This window comes from Thermovirga lienii, assembly GCF_036847465.1.
Classification (GTDB): Bacteria; Synergistota; Synergistia; order Synergistales; family Thermovirgaceae; genus Thermovirga; species Thermovirga lienii.
The window spans coordinates 1-17,484 of record NZ_DAITZW010000036.1; the positions used below are offsets into that span (position 1 = coordinate 1).

The 17,484-nt window shown below is 44.8% G+C and carries 14 protein-coding genes; 1 reads left to right on the forward strand and 13 read right to left on the reverse strand.

Annotated elements, in window-relative coordinates; genetic code table 11:
- The first annotated feature begins 316 nt into the window (after window positions 1–316).
- Complete coding sequence (locus tag V7Z69_RS08370) at window positions 317–2,662, forward strand: PBP1A family penicillin-binding protein (protein ID WP_334139579.1); 2,346 nt, start codon at window positions 317–319, stop codon at window positions 2,660–2,662.
- Here the strand turns inward: V7Z69_RS08370 and V7Z69_RS08375 are convergent.
- The 13 genes from V7Z69_RS08375 to V7Z69_RS08435 all read right to left on the reverse strand — a co-directional run bounded on the left by V7Z69_RS08375 (window position 2,652) and on the right by V7Z69_RS08435 (window position 17,442).
- Window positions 2,652–3,716: a deoxyguanosinetriphosphate triphosphohydrolase gene (locus V7Z69_RS08375; RefSeq protein WP_334139580.1), complete on the reverse strand. Its 1,065-nt coding sequence runs from the start codon at window positions 3,714–3,716 to the stop codon at window positions 2,652–2,654. The genes V7Z69_RS08370 and V7Z69_RS08375 overlap by 11 nt on opposite strands.
- 69 nt (window positions 3,717–3,785) lie before the next feature.
- Entirely contained in the window at window positions 3,786–6,437 is a 2,652-nt protein-coding gene (gene ppdK / locus V7Z69_RS08380; protein WP_334139581.1) for a pyruvate, phosphate dikinase, read from the reverse strand.
- Between the two features lie 29 nt (window positions 6,438–6,466).
- A complete protein-coding gene (locus V7Z69_RS08385; RefSeq protein WP_014162936.1) occupies window positions 6,467–7,267 on the reverse strand; it encodes a pyruvate, water dikinase regulatory protein in 801 nt (266 codons plus the stop codon).
- A gap of 36 nt (window positions 7,268–7,303) precedes the next feature.
- Window positions 7,304–9,367, reverse strand: a complete 2,064-nt coding sequence (gene glyS, locus V7Z69_RS08390) for a glycine--tRNA ligase subunit beta (protein WP_014162935.1) — start codon at window positions 9,365–9,367, stop codon at window positions 7,304–7,306.
- Between the two features lie 12 nt (window positions 9,368–9,379).
- Window positions 9,380–10,261, reverse strand: coding sequence for a glycine--tRNA ligase subunit alpha (glyQ, locus tag V7Z69_RS08395; RefSeq protein ID WP_014162934.1), 882 nt, complete (start codon window positions 10,259–10,261; stop codon window positions 9,380–9,382).
- 39 nt (window positions 10,262–10,300) lie between these two features.
- A complete protein-coding gene (locus V7Z69_RS08400) occupies window positions 10,301–11,053 on the reverse strand; it encodes a DNA repair protein RecO C-terminal domain-containing protein (protein ID WP_334139582.1) in 753 nt (250 codons plus the stop codon).
- Between the two features lie 2 nt (window positions 11,054–11,055).
- Window positions 11,056–11,976, reverse strand: a complete 921-nt coding sequence (gene era, locus V7Z69_RS08405; protein ID WP_014162932.1) for a GTPase Era — start codon at window positions 11,974–11,976, stop codon at window positions 11,056–11,058.
- Window positions 11,973–12,401: a cytidine deaminase gene (cdd, locus tag V7Z69_RS08410; protein ID WP_014162931.1), complete on the reverse strand. Its 429-nt coding sequence runs from the start codon at window positions 12,399–12,401 to the stop codon at window positions 11,973–11,975. The genes era and cdd overlap by 4 nt, the downstream gene beginning before the upstream one ends.
- Window positions 12,364–13,680, reverse strand: coding sequence for a hemolysin family protein (locus V7Z69_RS08415; RefSeq protein ID WP_052299921.1), 1,317 nt, complete (start codon window positions 13,678–13,680; stop codon window positions 12,364–12,366). Before V7Z69_RS08415 ends, cdd begins: the two co-directional genes overlap by 38 nt.
- A gap of 22 nt (window positions 13,681–13,702) precedes the next feature.
- The gene (gene ybeY, locus V7Z69_RS08420; RefSeq protein ID WP_014162929.1) at window positions 13,703–14,191 is read right to left on the reverse strand and encodes an rRNA maturation RNase YbeY; all 489 of its coding nucleotides are present in this window, start codon (window positions 14,189–14,191) and stop codon (window positions 13,703–13,705) included.
- Window positions 14,169–16,208 carry an HD family phosphohydrolase gene (locus V7Z69_RS08425; protein ID WP_334139583.1) on the reverse strand — a complete coding sequence of 680 codons (2,040 nt, stop codon included), beginning with the start codon at window positions 16,206–16,208 and terminating at the stop codon, window positions 14,169–14,171. The genes ybeY and V7Z69_RS08425 overlap by 23 nt, the downstream gene beginning before the upstream one ends.
- Window positions 16,195–17,112 (reverse strand): PhoH family protein, encoded by a 918-nt coding sequence (locus V7Z69_RS08430; protein WP_148256329.1) that lies wholly within the window; start codon window positions 17,110–17,112, stop codon window positions 16,195–16,197. The genes V7Z69_RS08425 and V7Z69_RS08430 overlap by 14 nt, the downstream gene beginning before the upstream one ends.
- A gap of 93 nt (window positions 17,113–17,205) precedes the next feature.
- A complete protein-coding gene (locus tag V7Z69_RS08435) occupies window positions 17,206–17,442 on the reverse strand; it encodes a NifU family protein (RefSeq protein WP_014162926.1) in 237 nt (78 codons plus the stop codon).
- Between the last annotated feature and the right edge of the window lie 42 nt (window positions 17,443–17,484).

Sequence of the window (17,484 nt, forward strand, 5' to 3'; positions counted from 1 at the left end):
GTGTTAGGCACGCCGCCAGCGTTCGTCCTGAGCCAGGATCAAACTCTCCAAAAAAATTATAATTCTCATAAACTAGACGCTGTGCACCGTATTCTATTGGCAAGGTTCATGCCGCCCAAACCTGCGGCGGTGGTAAATATACCACGCCTTCGGCCTTTGTGCAACCCCTAATTTTTTCTCGTAATCGATTTCAAATTATAATACCCACTAGCTCCTTGGGTTCCCCCAAACTTGTTTTTCTGATATTCTTCTTTGTTGTTTTAGTCTTTCATTTTCTTTATTATTATTTTTATATCTTTCGCTGAGGAGGACTTTTATGTCTCAAAAAGGAGATAAAGACAGAAAAAACCGCTCCAAGAGCTCTAAAAAAAAGCGATCTCTCCTAGGAACTGTATTGTACAGCTTCCTTGTTGTAATTCTATTAGCAAGTGCGGTAGTAGCGGTAGTAGGTTCCTTATATATAAGAAGCCTGGCCGCTTCTCTTCCAACCTCAGAAGAAATAGCAAGATATGAACCAGACCTCTCCACCATAGTTTACGATCGTCACAACCGCGTAATAACGAAGCTCTTCCGTCAAAACCGCACATGGGTAAACTTAGAAGATATTCCTGTTGTTATGAGAAATGCTGTTATCGCAGCGGAAGACAGTGAATTTTACAAGCATAAAGGCGTAGATTTCAGCGCTATTATAAGGGCCTTTTGGAAAAACGTAACCAGTGGCCGCGTAGAACAAGGAGCAAGCACTATAACCCAGCAACTTGCCCGCAACATGTTCTTGACACAGGAAAAAACCCTTGCACGAAAAATCAAAGAAGCCATCCTAGCAGTTCGTCTAGAACAAACCTTCTCGAAAGAGAGAATTTTGGAAATGTACCTGAACGTTATATATTTCGGGCATGGTGCATGGGGGATTCATTCTGCATGCCAACTATACTTCAATAAAGAACCCAAAGACCTAACGCTATCCGAAGCAACACTACTTGCTGGAATAATAAAGGCCCCAGAGTACTATTCACCCAAGAGACATCCTAAAAGAGCCGCCATCAGACAAGCATATGTTTTAAGGCGTATGGTTGAACTGGGTATGATAAGCCCACAAGATGCAGAGAGGGCAAAAAAAATTCAGCTCGACTTCCAGGGCCTTAAAAAGCCCTCTTTGATGTTCGACAGTGCACCTTACTTCATCTCCTACATTCTTTTCGATCACCTTTTGCCCAAATATGGAAGCGATCTGGTTTATAGAGGAGGTCTTCGGGTATACACCACCATAGACCTGGATATTCAACGCGCTGCAGAGGAAGCCATTCAGAATCTAAAAAGTGAGGGAGCCATAGTAGCATTAGATCCATATACAGGGGAGATTTTGGCCCTAGTCGGCGGCAAGGATTTCAATAAAAGCAAGTTCAACAGAGCAACCCAAGCTTATAGGCAGCCAGGTTCGGCTTTCAAGCCTTTCGTTTATGCTGCCGCTCTGGAGAAAGGACTAAGACCTATAGACCACGTCTTCGACGCCCCCCTATCATTCGATAACGGAGTAGATGAAAACGGTGAAGAAAACATCTGGTCACCTGGCAACTACGGAGGAACTTATCACGGAGAAGTAACTATTCTAGAGGCCTTGGTTCACTCATACAACACCGTTGCAGTAAGGGTGGGACAAATAACGGGCATCCAAAGGATACTTAACTTGGCACGAGATGCAGGATTCACGTCCCCCCATATTCCCGCCGATTTATCTGTTGCGCTGGGGTCAGCAAGTATAACACCTTTAGAATTGGCTTCCGCATACTGCATTTTCGCCAACGATGGTTTCCGAGTTCAACCCTTCGGAATAAGAAAAGTCACAACGGCTGCAGGCGAGGTCCTGGAAAGCTTTGAACCATTAAAGTTCCAAGCAGTACCACCACAAATAACCACGACCATAAGGTCTATGATGGAAGAAGTGGTAAGGTCAGGAACAGGAAGAAGGGCAAAGATTGAAGGCTATGAGGTCTTCGGAAAGACGGGAACTACCAACGAATACAGCGACGCATGGTTCGCCGGAGGTATCCCGAACATGATAGCCGTGGTTTACGCAGGAAACGACGATCATACGAGTTTAGGCAAAGCAGGCACTGGAGGCACAATAGCCGCTCCCGTATGGCATGACTTCGTATCGAAGGCTAAAGAATACATACCTATAGATACAACTTTCCCAGATACCTCAACGTACGACGTAGTTGAGGTAAAAATATGTAGGGAAACGGGCTTTCTTGCGGGAGATTCGTGTCCAAGCGCAAGTATCCTTATGCCAGTAGGCACCACTCCTGAAACTGTCTGCCCTATTCATGGAGGTGGCAGTTGGGAAGCTGCAGCCTTGGACCCCAACAGTCCTAAACTTTTACTATCTCCGAAAGACCAAGAAACCTTGGGGGTCACTGTGGCTTCTGCGCCAGTTTACAGCATAGCACCTCCTGAAGGTACAGAGGAGCAAATAGTTGTTCAAACACCATATATAGCTCCCCCCTCACTGGACAGACCAATAGAAATGCCAGAGGAACCAACTCCAAAACCCAAAGCGCCTTTGGTTCCAAAGGTAGAAACCCGTCCAAAGGAGAGGACCCCTGAAGAAATAGACAAACGCTTCAGGGAACTTCTAAAGCAATACGGGATTACCGAGTAACAAACAAATCGTTTAAGGGATCATGTGGCCAAGGGGTGGGGAAAGCTATCCTTTTAAAGAGCAGCATGGCGTACCTATCGGTCATGCCCGATATAAAGTCAATTACGGATTGAACCTGATCTGAACCGTATTTTTCGGGTATAAAATGGGGGTTATCCATAAAAAAGTTAAATAAAGTACATATAAGATGTTCTACTTTCGGCTCCTCCTCGGAAGCTCTCTTTGCTGTATAAACCTTTTCATACAAAAAAGCCCTTAGAGTTTCCACCGCTTCTAGAATCCTTTCGCTCATACTTATACCGTGGGAGCCACTATTAGCTACTATGTCTTTGACTATCGTCCCTATCCTCTTGCTATGTCGGTCTCCTAACACTTTCACCACTTCGGGTGGTAGTTCATTCATCTTTATTACTCCTGCGCGCAGAGCATCATCAAGATCATGGTTCAAATAAGCCACGGAGTCCGCCACCCTTACTACCCAGCCTTCTAGGGTCATAGGAACGTCATTATAAAACCCACACCGCACATCTACCTGGCCTTTTGAGTGCTTTAATATTCCATCCCTCACCTCTTCAGTAAGGTTAAGTCCTTTACCGTCCTTCTCCAGTACGTCTACAACCCTAAGACTTTGTTTTGCATGGGAAAATCCTTCCTTGCCGTTCTGCTTGGCCAATTTATCCAAAGCTCTTTCACCCATGTGGCCAAAGGGAGTATGCCCCAGGTCATGCCCTAGTGCTATAGCCTCTACCAGGTCCTCGTTAAGAGAAAGGGATCTAGCTATTACCCGCGAGATCTGGCTTACTTCCAATGTGTGGGTCAAACGGGTTCTGTAGTGATCTCCCTCGGGCAATAGCAACACTTGGGTTTTATGTTTCAACCTTCTGAATGCCTTGCTGTGGACAATTCTATCTCTGTCCCTCTGAAAACACGTCCTAACACTACAAGGTTCCTCAGGGCTTTGCCTGCCCTTGCTCATTCGGCTTTTCATCGCCCAAGGCGCCAAAAGGATCTCCTCTTTGGCTTCGCACATCTCTCTTACAGAATTTCCTTCCATCTGGAACCCTCCAGGCAAAACCTTAAATTTAAGGGGCAGAACGGTTTCTTCTGCCCCTTAAAACATAGGTCAGTCTATGATGCCTAGCGCAGCATGGGCAGCAGCCAAGCGAGCCACTGGAACTCTGAAAGGAGAACAGCTAACATAAGCGAGTTCCAATTTATGGCAGAAGGCTATGCTCTTGGGATTCCCTCCATGTTCGCCACAAATACCAATTTTTATATCTTCCCTCCGTTTTCGTCCATCATGAACGGCTATACTCATGAGACGTCCCACACCCTCACGATCAAGCACATGGAAGGGGTTCTCTGGAAGGACTCCGTCGGTTATATACTGCGCAAGGAATTTGCCCTCCGCATCATCCCTTGAGTAACCAAAGGTAGTTTGCGTAAGGTCATTTGTTCCAAAGCTGAAGAACTCGGCATATTCAGCGATATCTCCAGCCACCAAAGCAGCTCTGGGCACCTCTATCATTGTTCCCACAGTAAAAGGAACCTCCACATCCTCTTTTTGGAAGACCTCCTTAGATACCCGTTCCACCATCTCCTTGAGGCGCCTCATTTCTTCCTTCGTTCCCACCAGGGGCATCATTATCTGAGGTATAACCCTCTTTCCTTTGGCCTTGAGTTCACAAGCAGCCTCCAAAATGGCGCTTATCTGCATTTCATATATCTCAGGATAGATCATTCCCAATCGGCATCCTCTAAAACCAAGCATTGGGTTGTTTTCCTTCAAGGCCAAAACCCTACCAAGGGTTTTCTTGTATTTTTTGTGTTCCTCGGTATTTTCTTTTCCTTCCTTAGCCAACTCCTCAAGCTTGGCCTCCAGCTCCTCCTCCTTTGGTAAAAATTCATGCAGAGGAGGGTCAAGAAGCCTTATGGTTACAGGTAGTCCTTCCATAGCCTCGAAAATACCCACAAAATCTTCCTTTTGCATCGTCTTGAGTTTATCAAGGGCTTCCTTACGGGAATCGAGGGTTTCGGCCACTATCATCTCTTGCATTACCGGTAGCCTATCTGTCTCCATGAACATGTGTTCAGTCCTGCAAAGGCCAATTCCCTTTGCCCCAAAATCTCTTGCTCTTCGAGCATCCTGTGGAGTATCTGCATTGGCCCACACTTGGAGGTTGGCCACCTTATCAGCCAAATCCAATAGTTTTCTAAAATCCTCGGTGAAAGAAGGCTGAACAAGGTTAACTTCACCTAATATTACTTCCCCTTTGCTACCGTCTATCGTGATAATGTCTCCTTCCTTCACTACCTTTCCGTTTACGACAAACTCCTTGCGTTCAATTGAAATATCCAAGGCTTCGCACCCCGAGACACAAGGCTTACCTAGCCCTCTTGCCACCACAGCAGCATGGCTTGTCATTCCACCCCTGCTGGTCAAGACACCCTGTGCTGCAAAAAGGCCATGGATATCGTCGGGAGTAGTCTCAGGTCGAACCAGAATAACCTTTTCTCCTGAATTACCAAGTTTCTCGGCATGATCTGCATCGAAAACAACTTTGCCCACGGCAGCTCCTGGCGATGCTGGGAGTCCTTTTGCTATGGGTTCATATTTAGCTTCTGGATCTATCTGTTTATGCAGCAATTGTTCCACCTGTTCAGGTTTAACCCTTGAGACAGCGTCCTCCGCGCTTATCAAGCCCTCCTCACACATGTCCACCGCTATCTTTACTGCCGCTCGGGCAGTTCTTTTGCCGTTTCTTGTCTGCAAAATGTAAAGCTTCCCTCTCTCTATAGTAAACTCTATATCCTGAACATCTTTGTAGTGTCTCTCCAACAGTTCAGCAGTTTGAACCAATTCCTTGAAAGCTGAGGGCAGCTCCTCTTTAAGGTCTTTTATGGGCAAAGGAGTCCTTATCCCGGCGACCACATCTTCCCCTTGGGCGTTCATAAGAAACTCACCGTAAAGCTCCTTTTCCCCTGTCGAGGGATTTCTAGTAAAGCACACACCTGTACCGCAATCATCCCCCAAATTGCCAAAAACCATGGTTACCACATTTACAGCGGTACCTAGATTGTCAGGAATTTTATTGATCTTACGGTACGTTTTTGCCCTAGGGGTGTTCCAACTGTTGAATACCGCTATGATGGCCATTCGTAGCTGCTCCCACACATCTTTGGGGAATGGGAAACCCTTCTCCTGTAGAACCAAGGCTTTGTATTTTTCAATTATCTTGTAGAGCCCCTCCGGGGGTATCTGGTAGTCGAAATTTACCCCCAGCTCCCTTTTTATCTCATGGAGTATGTTTTCGAAAAAGCTCACATCAACACCTAACACTACATCTCCAAACATTTGTATGAAGCGCCTGTAGCTATCTAGGGCAAAACGCTCATCCTTGGATTCCTCTGCAAGCATCTTAACGGTTTCATCGTTCAACCCCAAGTTTAAAATGGTATCCATCATTCCAGGCATGGATATTGCAGCACCTGAACGGACAGAAACCAGGAGAGGATTTTCACCACCAAAGTTTTTCCCCGTGATTCCTTCAAGTTGCCTTATGGCTGATACTACATCATCCCATATCTCATCCAAGAACTCATCTTTTCGCTCTAGAAAAGCAAGACACGCTTCAGTCGTTATGGTGAATCCAGGAGGCACCGGAAGACCAATCCTGGTCATCTCCGCCAAGTTGGCTCCCTTTCCTCCCAATAGATCCCTCATATCCGCTCGTCCTTCATCAAACATATAAATGTATTTCTTGTCCTTCATCATAGCAAATGCCCCCTTAGGAAAAACTATTGTTATCCCCTCAGATAATCCAGAATTTCCTGAGCTGTCTCCTCTATGGCCCTATTAGTAACGTCCATAACTCTACATCCAATACGCCTCATGATATTTCTAGCATATGATAGTTCCTCCTCGACCCTTTCCCACTGAGCGTACGTTGAAACATCTGCATCAAGGCCTAATAGGCGTAGCCTCTCTCTCCTTATGTTGACCAATTTCTCCGGTTGAACCGTCAAGCCAAAAACTTTCTCCGAGGAAACCTCAAAAAGTTGTTTTGGAGGATCAATCTCAGGAACCAAGGGAATGTTAGCGACCATGAACCCTCTGTGTGCTAGATACATGCAAAGAGGGGTTTTGCTAGTCCTGGAGACTCCAATTATAACTACATCGGCATTCAATAGCTCTTCAGGGCATCTGCCATCGTCGCATTTTATAGCAAACTCTATGGCCTTCACCCTCCGGAAATACTCTTCGTCCATGCGCCTCAATAATCCTGGAGTCTCCAGCGGCGCATGTCCGAGACGTCTCTGGAGCGAATCCAGGACCGGTCCCAAAATATCAATAATGTCCAAACCTTTTATGTTGGCTTCCTCCACGAACCACCTTCTAAGTTCATGATCTACCAGGGTGCACACTATTATTGCTTCAGCCTTCTCTGCTTCCTCCAAAACTTCCTGTGCCCTATCCCTATTGTTTATGTAACGAAACCTCTTAAGCTTAATGGAATCTGAGGCAAATTGGCTTGATGCAGCTCTGGCAACATGCTCAGCAGTTTCACCTGTAAAATCTGACACCACGAAGACTGTAGTTTCCATATATAACATCCTTTCGCATATGACGATCTTGAGACCCTAACCTTTTAACCTACTCAGATCCCCCACTGTGGAAAACAACCCTTTCGTCTCCTTTAAAAGGGCCAACCTGTTTGCTCTTACCTTCTCATCTTCTGACATAACTAATACGTTATCGAAGAACGCTGAAACATAAGGCTCCAACTGGGAAAGGATCTTGGTAAGTTCTTCCCACTCCTTTTGTTCTACAGCCTTGGCAACTTTACCCTTTATACTTTTTACCCCCTCATAAAGCTCCTTTTCTTGAACATCCACAAAAAGCGATTCGTTTGGGGCTTCTGGTACAGTATGAGCTTTTTCCAGAATATTGTTGACTCTGACCGCTGAAGTTACCAACCCCTTAAACCACTCTTCACCAGTTACCCTCGAAAAAGCTTCTGCAAACCTGTAAGCCTGAAGAGGATTTGCCCATGTAACATCAAGGGCAAGCTCCACCAACTCATGAGCGAACCCTTTTTCCTTCAACTGGAAAAGCAATCTCTGCCTTAGAAAATCCAAAACCTCATCTATTTTCTCTTCGCCCATCTCATGGAGACACCCGCTTGCTCTGACAACTTGGGCAATATCCAAATCTAAGTTCAATCCCCAAATTAACTCATTTATGCCTCTAGCAGCTCTTCTCAATCCATATGGGTCCTGAGAGCCCGTAGGCTGCAATCCTACCTTAAACCCACCCACTATGGTATCTAGTCTTTCCGCTAAACCTACTACCGCCCCCACTATATCAGTGGGCAAGGAGTCTCCTACATATGCTGGCAGGTATTGCTCGTACAACGCAAGAGCCACCCTCTCATGTTCTCCGCTCTTTTTCGCGTATTCTCTGCCCATGACTCCCCTAAGTTCTGGAAATTCATAAACCATGTTGGTCAATAGATCTGCCTTGGAAAGGTAGGCCGCACGCTCCACCAAGGGCTTTTCATCTCCCAAATCCAACAGGTCACATATATGAGCAGCAAGTTCCTTTACCTTCATTGTCTTATCGTACACAGAGCCCAACTTCTCCTGGTACACTATGTTTTTCAGACCTTCTACTCTATTTTTCAGGGGAACTTTCAAATCTTCCTTCCAGAAGAAAGCAGCATCAGATAACCTGGCTCTAAGGACCCGTTCGTTACCTTCTCTCACGTTAGCCATATTGGTTGCCCTGTTGTTACTAACTCCAATGAAGTATGGCTTGAGTTTCCCTGAAGAATCTCTCACCGGGAAATAGCGCTGATGATGCTTCATAGTCGTAACAAGAACTTCCTCAGGCATTTCGAGGAAATTTTCGTCAAACGTTCCCACAAAGGGTACAGGGTATTCAACCAAATAAAGGTTTTCCTCCACCAATTCTTCGTCCAACTGAGCCTTACCGTTTATTTCTTTTTCCAACACGGCAAGGCCCATCAGCATCTTTTCTCTCCTCTTTTGGGGATCCACTATTACATAGTTCTCATATAGCTTGGGGAAATAATCTTCAACTTTATCCAACTCAAAACTTTTGGCCCCCATAAATCTATGACCAGCAGTTTTCCTACCTGCTTGTACATTACCGTAAGAGAAAGGGACAACCTCTTCACCGTAAAGGGAAACAATCCACCTTATAGGCCTAGCAAACCTTATCATAGAGCTGTCCCAATACATATTCTTGGGGAAAACCAACCTCTTGATTATTTTTTCCAAGACCTCCGGCAAAATATCCCTTACGTTCTTCCCCTCAATCTTCTTGACAGCAAAGGCAAAATAACCGCCTCCTACCTCTCTCTTCTCCAAAGACTCCACATCCACTCCTTTGCTCTTCGCAAACCCTTTTGCTGCCTTAGTAGGGTTCCCATAGGCATCGAAAGCCTGTTCCCACGCAGGACCTTTGAAGGCTTCAACAAAATCTTCTTGTCTCTCCTTGAGATCTCTTACAAAAATCGTCAATCTGCGAGGCGTAGCAAATCCTTGAATACACTCATAGGACAGCCTCGCCGCATCAAACTCGCTTTTCGCTATCTCCTCTATCTCTTTTACAGCCCAGGAAACAAACCGAGCCGGTATTTCCTCTGTCCCAATTTCAAACAGAAAATCTTTCTTGTCCATCATAAAACCTCCCTATTCGGCCTCAAATTTACCCATGAGAGGATATCCCAACGCCTTCCGCTGCTCACAATAGGCTGCACAGCAGCGGCTTGCCAAATTGCGCACTCTAGCAATGTATCCTGTTCTTTCAGTTACACTTATTGCATTACGAGCATCAAGAAGGTTAAAAGTATGAGAGCACTTCAATACATAGTCGTATGCTGGCAAAACGATCCCCTCGTCAAGTATCCTTTTTGCCTCGGCTTCATACATGGAAAACATCTGAAAGAGCATATTAGTGTCAGCTATCTCAAAGTTATACTTCGAATGCTCCACCTCGCCCTGGAAATGAACATCGCCGTAGGTCACATCTCCGACCCAAGTAAGGTCGAATACGCTATCTACCTTCTGTACGAACATGGCCAACCTCTCGATACCATAGGTAAGTTCTACCGGGACAGGATTCATATCCACACCACCAACTTGTTGGAAGTAGGTAAATTGAGTTACCTCCATGCCGTCAAGCCATACTTCCCATCCTAGTCCCCAAGCTCCTATTGTGGGAGATTCCCAGTCGTCTTCCACAAACCGCACATCATGTTCCTCCGGCTCTATACCTAAAGCCCTCAAGCTTTCCAGATAAATATCCTGAACGTCTGCCGGTGTGGGTTTCAAAATAACCTGGTATTGGTAATAATGTTGCAACCTGTTGGGGTTTTCTCCGTAACGTCCGTCTGTCGGTCTTCTCGACGGTTCAACATAGGCGACACGCCAAGGTTCAGGGCCAAGGACCCTCAAGGTGGTTGCAGGATTCATGGTTCCAGCCCCAACCTCGATATCGTAAGGCTGTTGGATTATACATCCCTGATCCGCCCAAAATTTTTCTAGTCGCATTACTATCTCTTGGAAGTTCAATTTATTCCCTCCTCACATTCAAAGGCTTTATATAGACTTTTAGGTCGCGTACTTCCCTCGCAGGGTCTCCAACAAAACCCTATTACATTTTTTTATCACGTTTAATTGAACCCAATCAAGCCCTTTGCTCCATTCCACAAAGTCCGGTCTTTTAAGAAAAGATGACTTGTTAAGAACTGACAAAAAGAACGAATCCACTTTGACTCCGCCTTTTTGTTCTCTCTTGCATTCATCACAAAATATCCCCTCTGAGGTCAAGAGCCACCACTTACTTTCTTGACGTCGACATTCGCTACACATCCTGGTTTCAGGCGCTATGCCCCAAAGTTTAAGCCATCTCGACAAAAATCTCCACTCGACAAGCTCTGGGGGAATTTCAAAGTCTTCAAGCAACTTCATGGACCAATAAAAAAGCCCAAGAACTTCGTCGTTTTTTTCTTGAGGAAGCAAAACCTGAGCTAATAACTTCGCCCATTCCATAGCAAATTTGAGACGATCAGGCATCTTCCTCAATGTCCAAAAATCTTCTTTCACGTCCAGGTTTTTTAAATAACATCTGTTGTTAGACGTCCTATATATATCTACTGTGCCCCACACCAAAGGTTCAGTGGCTCCACCGAAGCGGAATTTCCCTCTTCCTCCCCCTGGAACATATATCCACGTGGGGCCGTACTTTTCCAAAAAGAAATATATGTTTCTGTCGCCTGTGGTAGTTTCCAATCTTCTCAAGACCACTCCCTTTGCGCGTATCGTGCCCTGCCGTTGGGCCCCAGACGTTAAATCAAAAACCATTGCTAGAGATATCCCATCCTTTTAAGCTCTCTTTCGGAGTTTCTCCATCCTGGCCTGACCTTGACCCACAAATCAAGATAAACAGGATATCCAAACTGTTTCTCTATCTCTTCTCTTGCCTTTTGCCCTATCTTTTTGAGCATCCTGCCTCCCTTTCCTATCAGGATGCCCTTCTGTCCCTGTCTCTCCACGTAAATATCTGCCCTTATGAATAAGCTATTTCTGTCTGGATATTCTTCCGGGCTCTTGAACTCCTCTATTACCACGGCAACTGAATGGGGAACTTCCTGTTCTGTTTCTTCCAATATTTTTTCCCTTATTATTTCCTCAGCCACGAATTTTTCCGTGAAATCCCCAACATACTCTGGAGGGTATAAAAGTCCTCCCTCCGGCAACATTCCTATTACCGTGCTAAGTAACTCTTCCACACCATCTCCAGTCAAAGCAGAAAGAAGCACCACAGCCTTTATGTCGATCCTCTCTCCATATAAGGCAACTAACCTTTCTTTTGCCTCCAAAGGATCCCGTACCAAATCTATCTTATTTATCACTAGAACTACAGGAGCTGAAGAGTTCTTTTTCATCCTTTCTATCATTATGTCGTCCTCAGCCCCCAGGCTTTGGGTCCGGGCATCCGTTATATAGCATATAAGGTCCACCTTCTCCATGACCTCACAAAGCTGTTTCTCCATGGCTTTCCCAAGAAGGTGCAACGCTTTATGCAATCCGGGGGTATCAATGAACACAACCTGCCCCTCAGACTCCCGGGTTATGACGTACCTCGTACACCTACGAGTAGTCTGAGGTTTAGGTGAAACTATGGAGAATTTCCATCCCAATAAGGCATTGATCAAAGTAGATTTACCAACGTTAGGCTTACCTACGAGAGCGACCATACCTGACCTAAATTTCTCTGAAGTCAATTTTGGTCACCCCCAATCCGGCCATCTTTGTTGAAAGGAAAGGGTAACAACTGTTCCAGACTCAACACCAAGGGACTTCCATTATTTTCCAGAACTACTTCCAAATGCCTGTTAAGCTCTACCATGACCTGAAGACATGCTCCACAAGGATAACAGGGGTTTTGTTTAAGAGAATACACGGCTATCGCCAAAGGCCTACTGCATCCTTGCACTACTGAAGCAGCCAATGCATTTCTTTCAGCACATATAGTAAGGCCATAACTAGTATTCTCCACGTTGCAACCGAGGATAATCTGACCATTCTCACAAAAGACCGCGGCACCTACCGCAAAGTTAGAATAAGGGCAATATGCTGCAGAGGCTGCCTTTCGGGCCTCAAAAAGCAATTTATTGTAATCTATCTTTATCTGACTTGTCCCTTCCATTTGAATCGGCTTTTTCCTCCTCTGGTTCTTCCATGTACCTCAATCTGACCTGTTTTATCCTATGTTTGCTTACCTCTACGACCTCTATGTCCCAAGGACCATATCTAAAATGTTGCCCCTGCTCAGGAAATTGACCAGAAATAGCAAGGATCAACCCCCCTAGGGTGTCAGCTTCATCAGATTCAAAATTGTAATCCAAAACTTCACTTAAGTCTTCCAATCCAATATATCCTTTGACCATGTAACTACCATCTTCTTTCTTTACAACCATAGGGGTTTCACTATCATACTCGTCTTGTATCTCCCCTACTATTTCCTCTAGAAGGTCTTCCAATGTAACCAATCCCGCCGTACCTCCATACTCATCCACTACTATCGCCATATGAACCCTCTTGCTGCGCATGACATCGAACAAATCAGCAATTTTCATGGTCTCAGGCACGAACAATGCATCTCTCTTAAACTCCTTAACAGGCGCATCCAATTTCCCTGCCACTATAACCCTCATGACATCCTTTACGTAAAGAATTCCTGTTATGTTATCTACGTTCCCCTCAAAAACCGGCACCCTTGAGTGCCCATAATCTTCAAAAACTTTAACAGCTTCACCCAAAGTGGTTTCTCCGGAAACAGCAACCATATCCGTCCTAGGAACCATAATCTCGTAAACCCTAGTTTCCTCAAAGGAAATAACACCGTGAATCATTCGCCTTTCCTCTTCCTCTATAACACCAGAAGCCTCCCCAATATTCACCATTTGCTCTATTTCTTCTCGCGTAACGAAGGTATGCCCCCCAGAAATATCAAGCTTCAAAAGAGCTCCGATGAATCTAACGATAAACCTCACGAAGGACAGAAAAGGGAGCACTAAATAAGAGAATAACCTCAAAACAGGCAAGGCAAACAATACTATTCGTTCAAAATGCGAGATAGCGACGCTTTTGGGAAGGATCTCTCCAAAGATCACTATGAAAAGGGTCATAGTTCCCACCGCTATCAAGAGCCCTTTTTCTCCAAATAGCAATACGCAAACCGATGTGGCTACTGCACTAGCGGCTATATTCACTAGGTTGTTACCTATCAATATGACAGAAAGCACCTTTTGCATGTCTGAAAGTAGCCATTCAATTGTTTTTTTCTTCTGCGGGAACCTTTCTTCAAGAGCAAGCAATCTTCCGCGCCCAACTATTGTTATGGCCGTCTCAGAAGCACTAAAAAAAGCCGAACAAAAAAGCAAGACAATTAAAACCGCAAATCCTGTATAAATATCATCTACCACAGACAAACCAGCCCTCCTGATCTTATTTTATCAATTCTTTATATTTATCTATAATTTTTTCTTGTAGTCTCCACATATGCTCCTTTTCTCTCTCTTCACAATGATCCATCCCAATAAGATGCAAAAAACCATGCACTATAACCAACAACAGTTCGTCACCGTAAGATTTTCCGTTGATCGGTGCATTTTCTTCCACCACCTCTGGACAAACTACCACATCACCTAACTCGACCACAGGCATATGCCTTGGAGGTACGAAGGTCCCCTTTTCCTCCCATAAAGGAAAGGACAAAACATCCGTAGGTTCGTCTATCCCTCTGTACCTTCCGTTAATCTCTTTAATAACCTCTTTATCCACAAAACTGAGGGAAAACCTGCACTTTATTACTCCCTCAACAGAGTCAGGTAAGCAGCTCCACATATCCTCAATAGCCTGCTCAAGGACTTCCAAATTTATTTCTTCAAGGCTTGTGTCATCACTTGCCACATCAATTTCCACTCTCTTCGTCACCGCTCTGGTCCCCCTCTGTTTTATTGTTTTCAGGCTCTAGGGAAGCGATCTTTCGCGAATGGTACATATGCCTAAGAGACTCTATGAAACTTTCTCTTATTATATGAACATCTCTTAAAGTTAAAGGAGCTTCGTCCAATTGAGAGTCCTTTATCTTAGTCTCCACAACATCATAAACTAAACCTTCAATGTCGGGCATGGTACGCTCTTCCTGCCAAACCGATCGTACCGCCGCCTCAACCGAATCTGCCAACATTACTATAGCTGTCTCGGCACTTTTGGGCTTAGGCCCCGGATAACAAAACTGAGCAACAGATACATAATCTCCCGCCATCTTGGCTTTTTTGTAAAAATATTGAAGGCAAGTTGTGCCATGATGTTCCACGATGAAGTCTTTGATCCTATCGGGCAACTGATAATCCTTCGCCAACTCAACTCCATCTCTGACATGGGAAACTATAACCAAAGCGGACATTGAAGGGGTCAATTCGTCATGGACATTTTCTCCAGGTCTTTGATTCTCCACAAAAAAGTGAGGCCTTCTCAGTTTACCGATATCGTGGAAATAAGCTCCAGCTTTAACCAAAAGAGAGTTTAAGCCTAATTTCTCAGCAGCGGACTCAGCCAAAGTTCCCACCATCAATGAATGATGATAAGTGCCTGGCGCTTCAAGCTGCAGGCGCTTCAAAAGGGCGTGAGATGGATGAGTTAGATCTAAAAGCTTTAGAGGAGTCAAAACTCCGAAAACTCTTTCCCATAATGGCAACACTGCGACTCCAATTATTGAAGATACTACAACGGACAGGATGAAAACTAAAACATCCCTTAAGTTCATCGGCAAAGCAAAACCAAACACAGCTGAAAGTACGGCTAAAATCACTAAGGCAGCCACTGTAAAGACTGACGAATATAATTTTCTTCGACTCCGGACTTTAGGTACCAGTAGATATCCTCCACACGTGCAAGCTCCCACCGCTGTCAAGCCTAAAATGGTATCCATCAAAGAATAGGCTGGAGATGCCAAAACCCCCAAAACACCTCCACCCAATACAAGGTGAAATGCCACTTGAGGTTCCAGTATAAGATACATCCATAACATTAAAGCTAAGGCCCCACCGCCAACCCCATCGAAATAGGTGGTTACAGCTATAAGGAACCACCCAAGAGCCATGGCCATCGTAACCAAGGCCTCATCCTTAAATTGTTGCGATATTCCTTTTTTCTTCATGTACCATCGGATCCAAATCCCCCACAAGGCAGAGATCGACGCCAAAAAGCTGAGGTATCTCCAAGGAAATTCCTCGGGCAAATAGCCCTGCATCAGGAGCATTTCCGCTCTCTCTGGCGTTACTATCTCTCCCTTCCAGACTATTACATCTCCGGGTTTTATACTTTTTTCGATAGGTTTGATTTGATTTTTCAAGTAATCCTTGTAGGCTTTTGTTGACCTAGTATCTAACCTCATTGCCCTCTTGAAGACATCCAGCAAAACCTGGTAAGCCACATTTTTCTCCGATGCAGTAAAATTTGGCACATCAAGCTCAGACCAAATATCTTCCTCCGAGATGCTTATAGGATGGGTTTTAAGCAATCTTTTGCCTGCAATAGATACGAACTTGAAGATCTCCTCTCTTTTATCTTCTGGAAGGGAATCAAGTAAATAGATCAGCCTATCGCTCAAAATATTTTTGTAATAACCATTCTCTAGGTGTTCCAGTTTTCCCTCAATTTCACTGACAACCTCAGGCTCATACAATAGAACACCAAAAACCCTCTGACTCCACTGTTCCTTTAGCCAGAGGGCCATGGCTTCATCTCTATAATTCATACCATACTGGGCAAAAAAAGTTTTAGTAGCTGGCTTACCTACAGAAAAGGAATGATCTCGCTCTTTCAACCACCAACCACTAGAGTAGATCAGGCATAAAATTATCACCCACACCGCTAAAGCGGCTAACAACTCTATATTGCTTTTCTCAAAGAATCTGTTTTTTTTACCGTCTTCACCGTTGTTCATATTTCTCATAGGCCTGCACTATTCTCTGCACTATCTCGTGTCTCACCACATCACTGCGATCTAAAAACACAAAATCGATACCTGGTATCCCCTTCAGGACGTCCTGTACAATCTTCAGCCCTGATTCCTTACCTGCAGGCAAATCTATCTGAGTTACATCTCCAGTCACCACTGCCTTTGAGCCAAACCCCAATCTGGTCAAAAACATCTTCATTTGTTCGGGCGTAGTATTTTGGGCCTCATCCAATATGATGAAGCTGTCGTTCAAAGTCCTACCCCTCATATATGCAAGAGGAGCTATCTCAATGACCTTTTTCTCCACATACTTCATGAAACGCTCTGGAGAAAACATTTCATAAAAAGCATCATAAAGGGGGCGCAAGTAGGGCTCAACCTTTTCCCTCAAATCTCCGGGCAAATAACCCAAGCTTTCGCCAGCTTCTACTGCAGGCCTTACCAAAACTATTCTCGTTATGGCTCCTTCCTTCAAAGCTGCTACTGCAAGGGCAACAGCCAAGTAGGTCTTTCCCGTTCCCGCTGGCCCTATGCCAAAAACGACGTCGTTCTTTCTTATCGCATCAACGTAGCGCTTTTGTCCCTCCGTTTTAGGCCTTATAGGTTTCCCCCTATAGGTCATACAAATTACATCTTCGTACAGAGACAAAAGATCTGCTTGTCCCTTCTCTGAAAACACGTTAAGAGCGTACGTCATTTCTGCCTTTCGGAGCGCATGGCCTTTCTTGGCAATCTTAATCATTTCGCCAACAAGATTCGAGACCAAAGTCACTACGTCCTCATCAGGTCCCTCTATAACTATTTCCCTCTCCTTAACGAACAACTGTACAGGGAAGCGTTCCTCTACCATGCGCAAATTCTCATCATGCTGACCTAAAAAACGAACCATAGTTGCTTCGTCGGGAATCACAACTACTGCGCTATAACTAATAACGTACCACCTCTCTCATAAATCTTAAGCACATTCCAAAACTTGCTTGTCCTACCTTTCCCGCACGACGCTTTTTATTTCAGGAATGTCCCTTTTTAAGACAGCCTCTACTTGGGCTCTCAATGTCTCTTGAGCAAAAGGACAACTGCCACATGCCCCCTGTAGTCTAACCTTTAAAACCCCATTTCCCTCATCAAATTCAACGAACTCTATGTCTCCACCATGACTCTGAAGGGCGGGTCTCACTTTCTCGTCAATAACTTCTAATATCTGCTTTTCTACCGACATTATATTCCCTCCACATCTGTTTTTATAAGTATCGCAAGTATC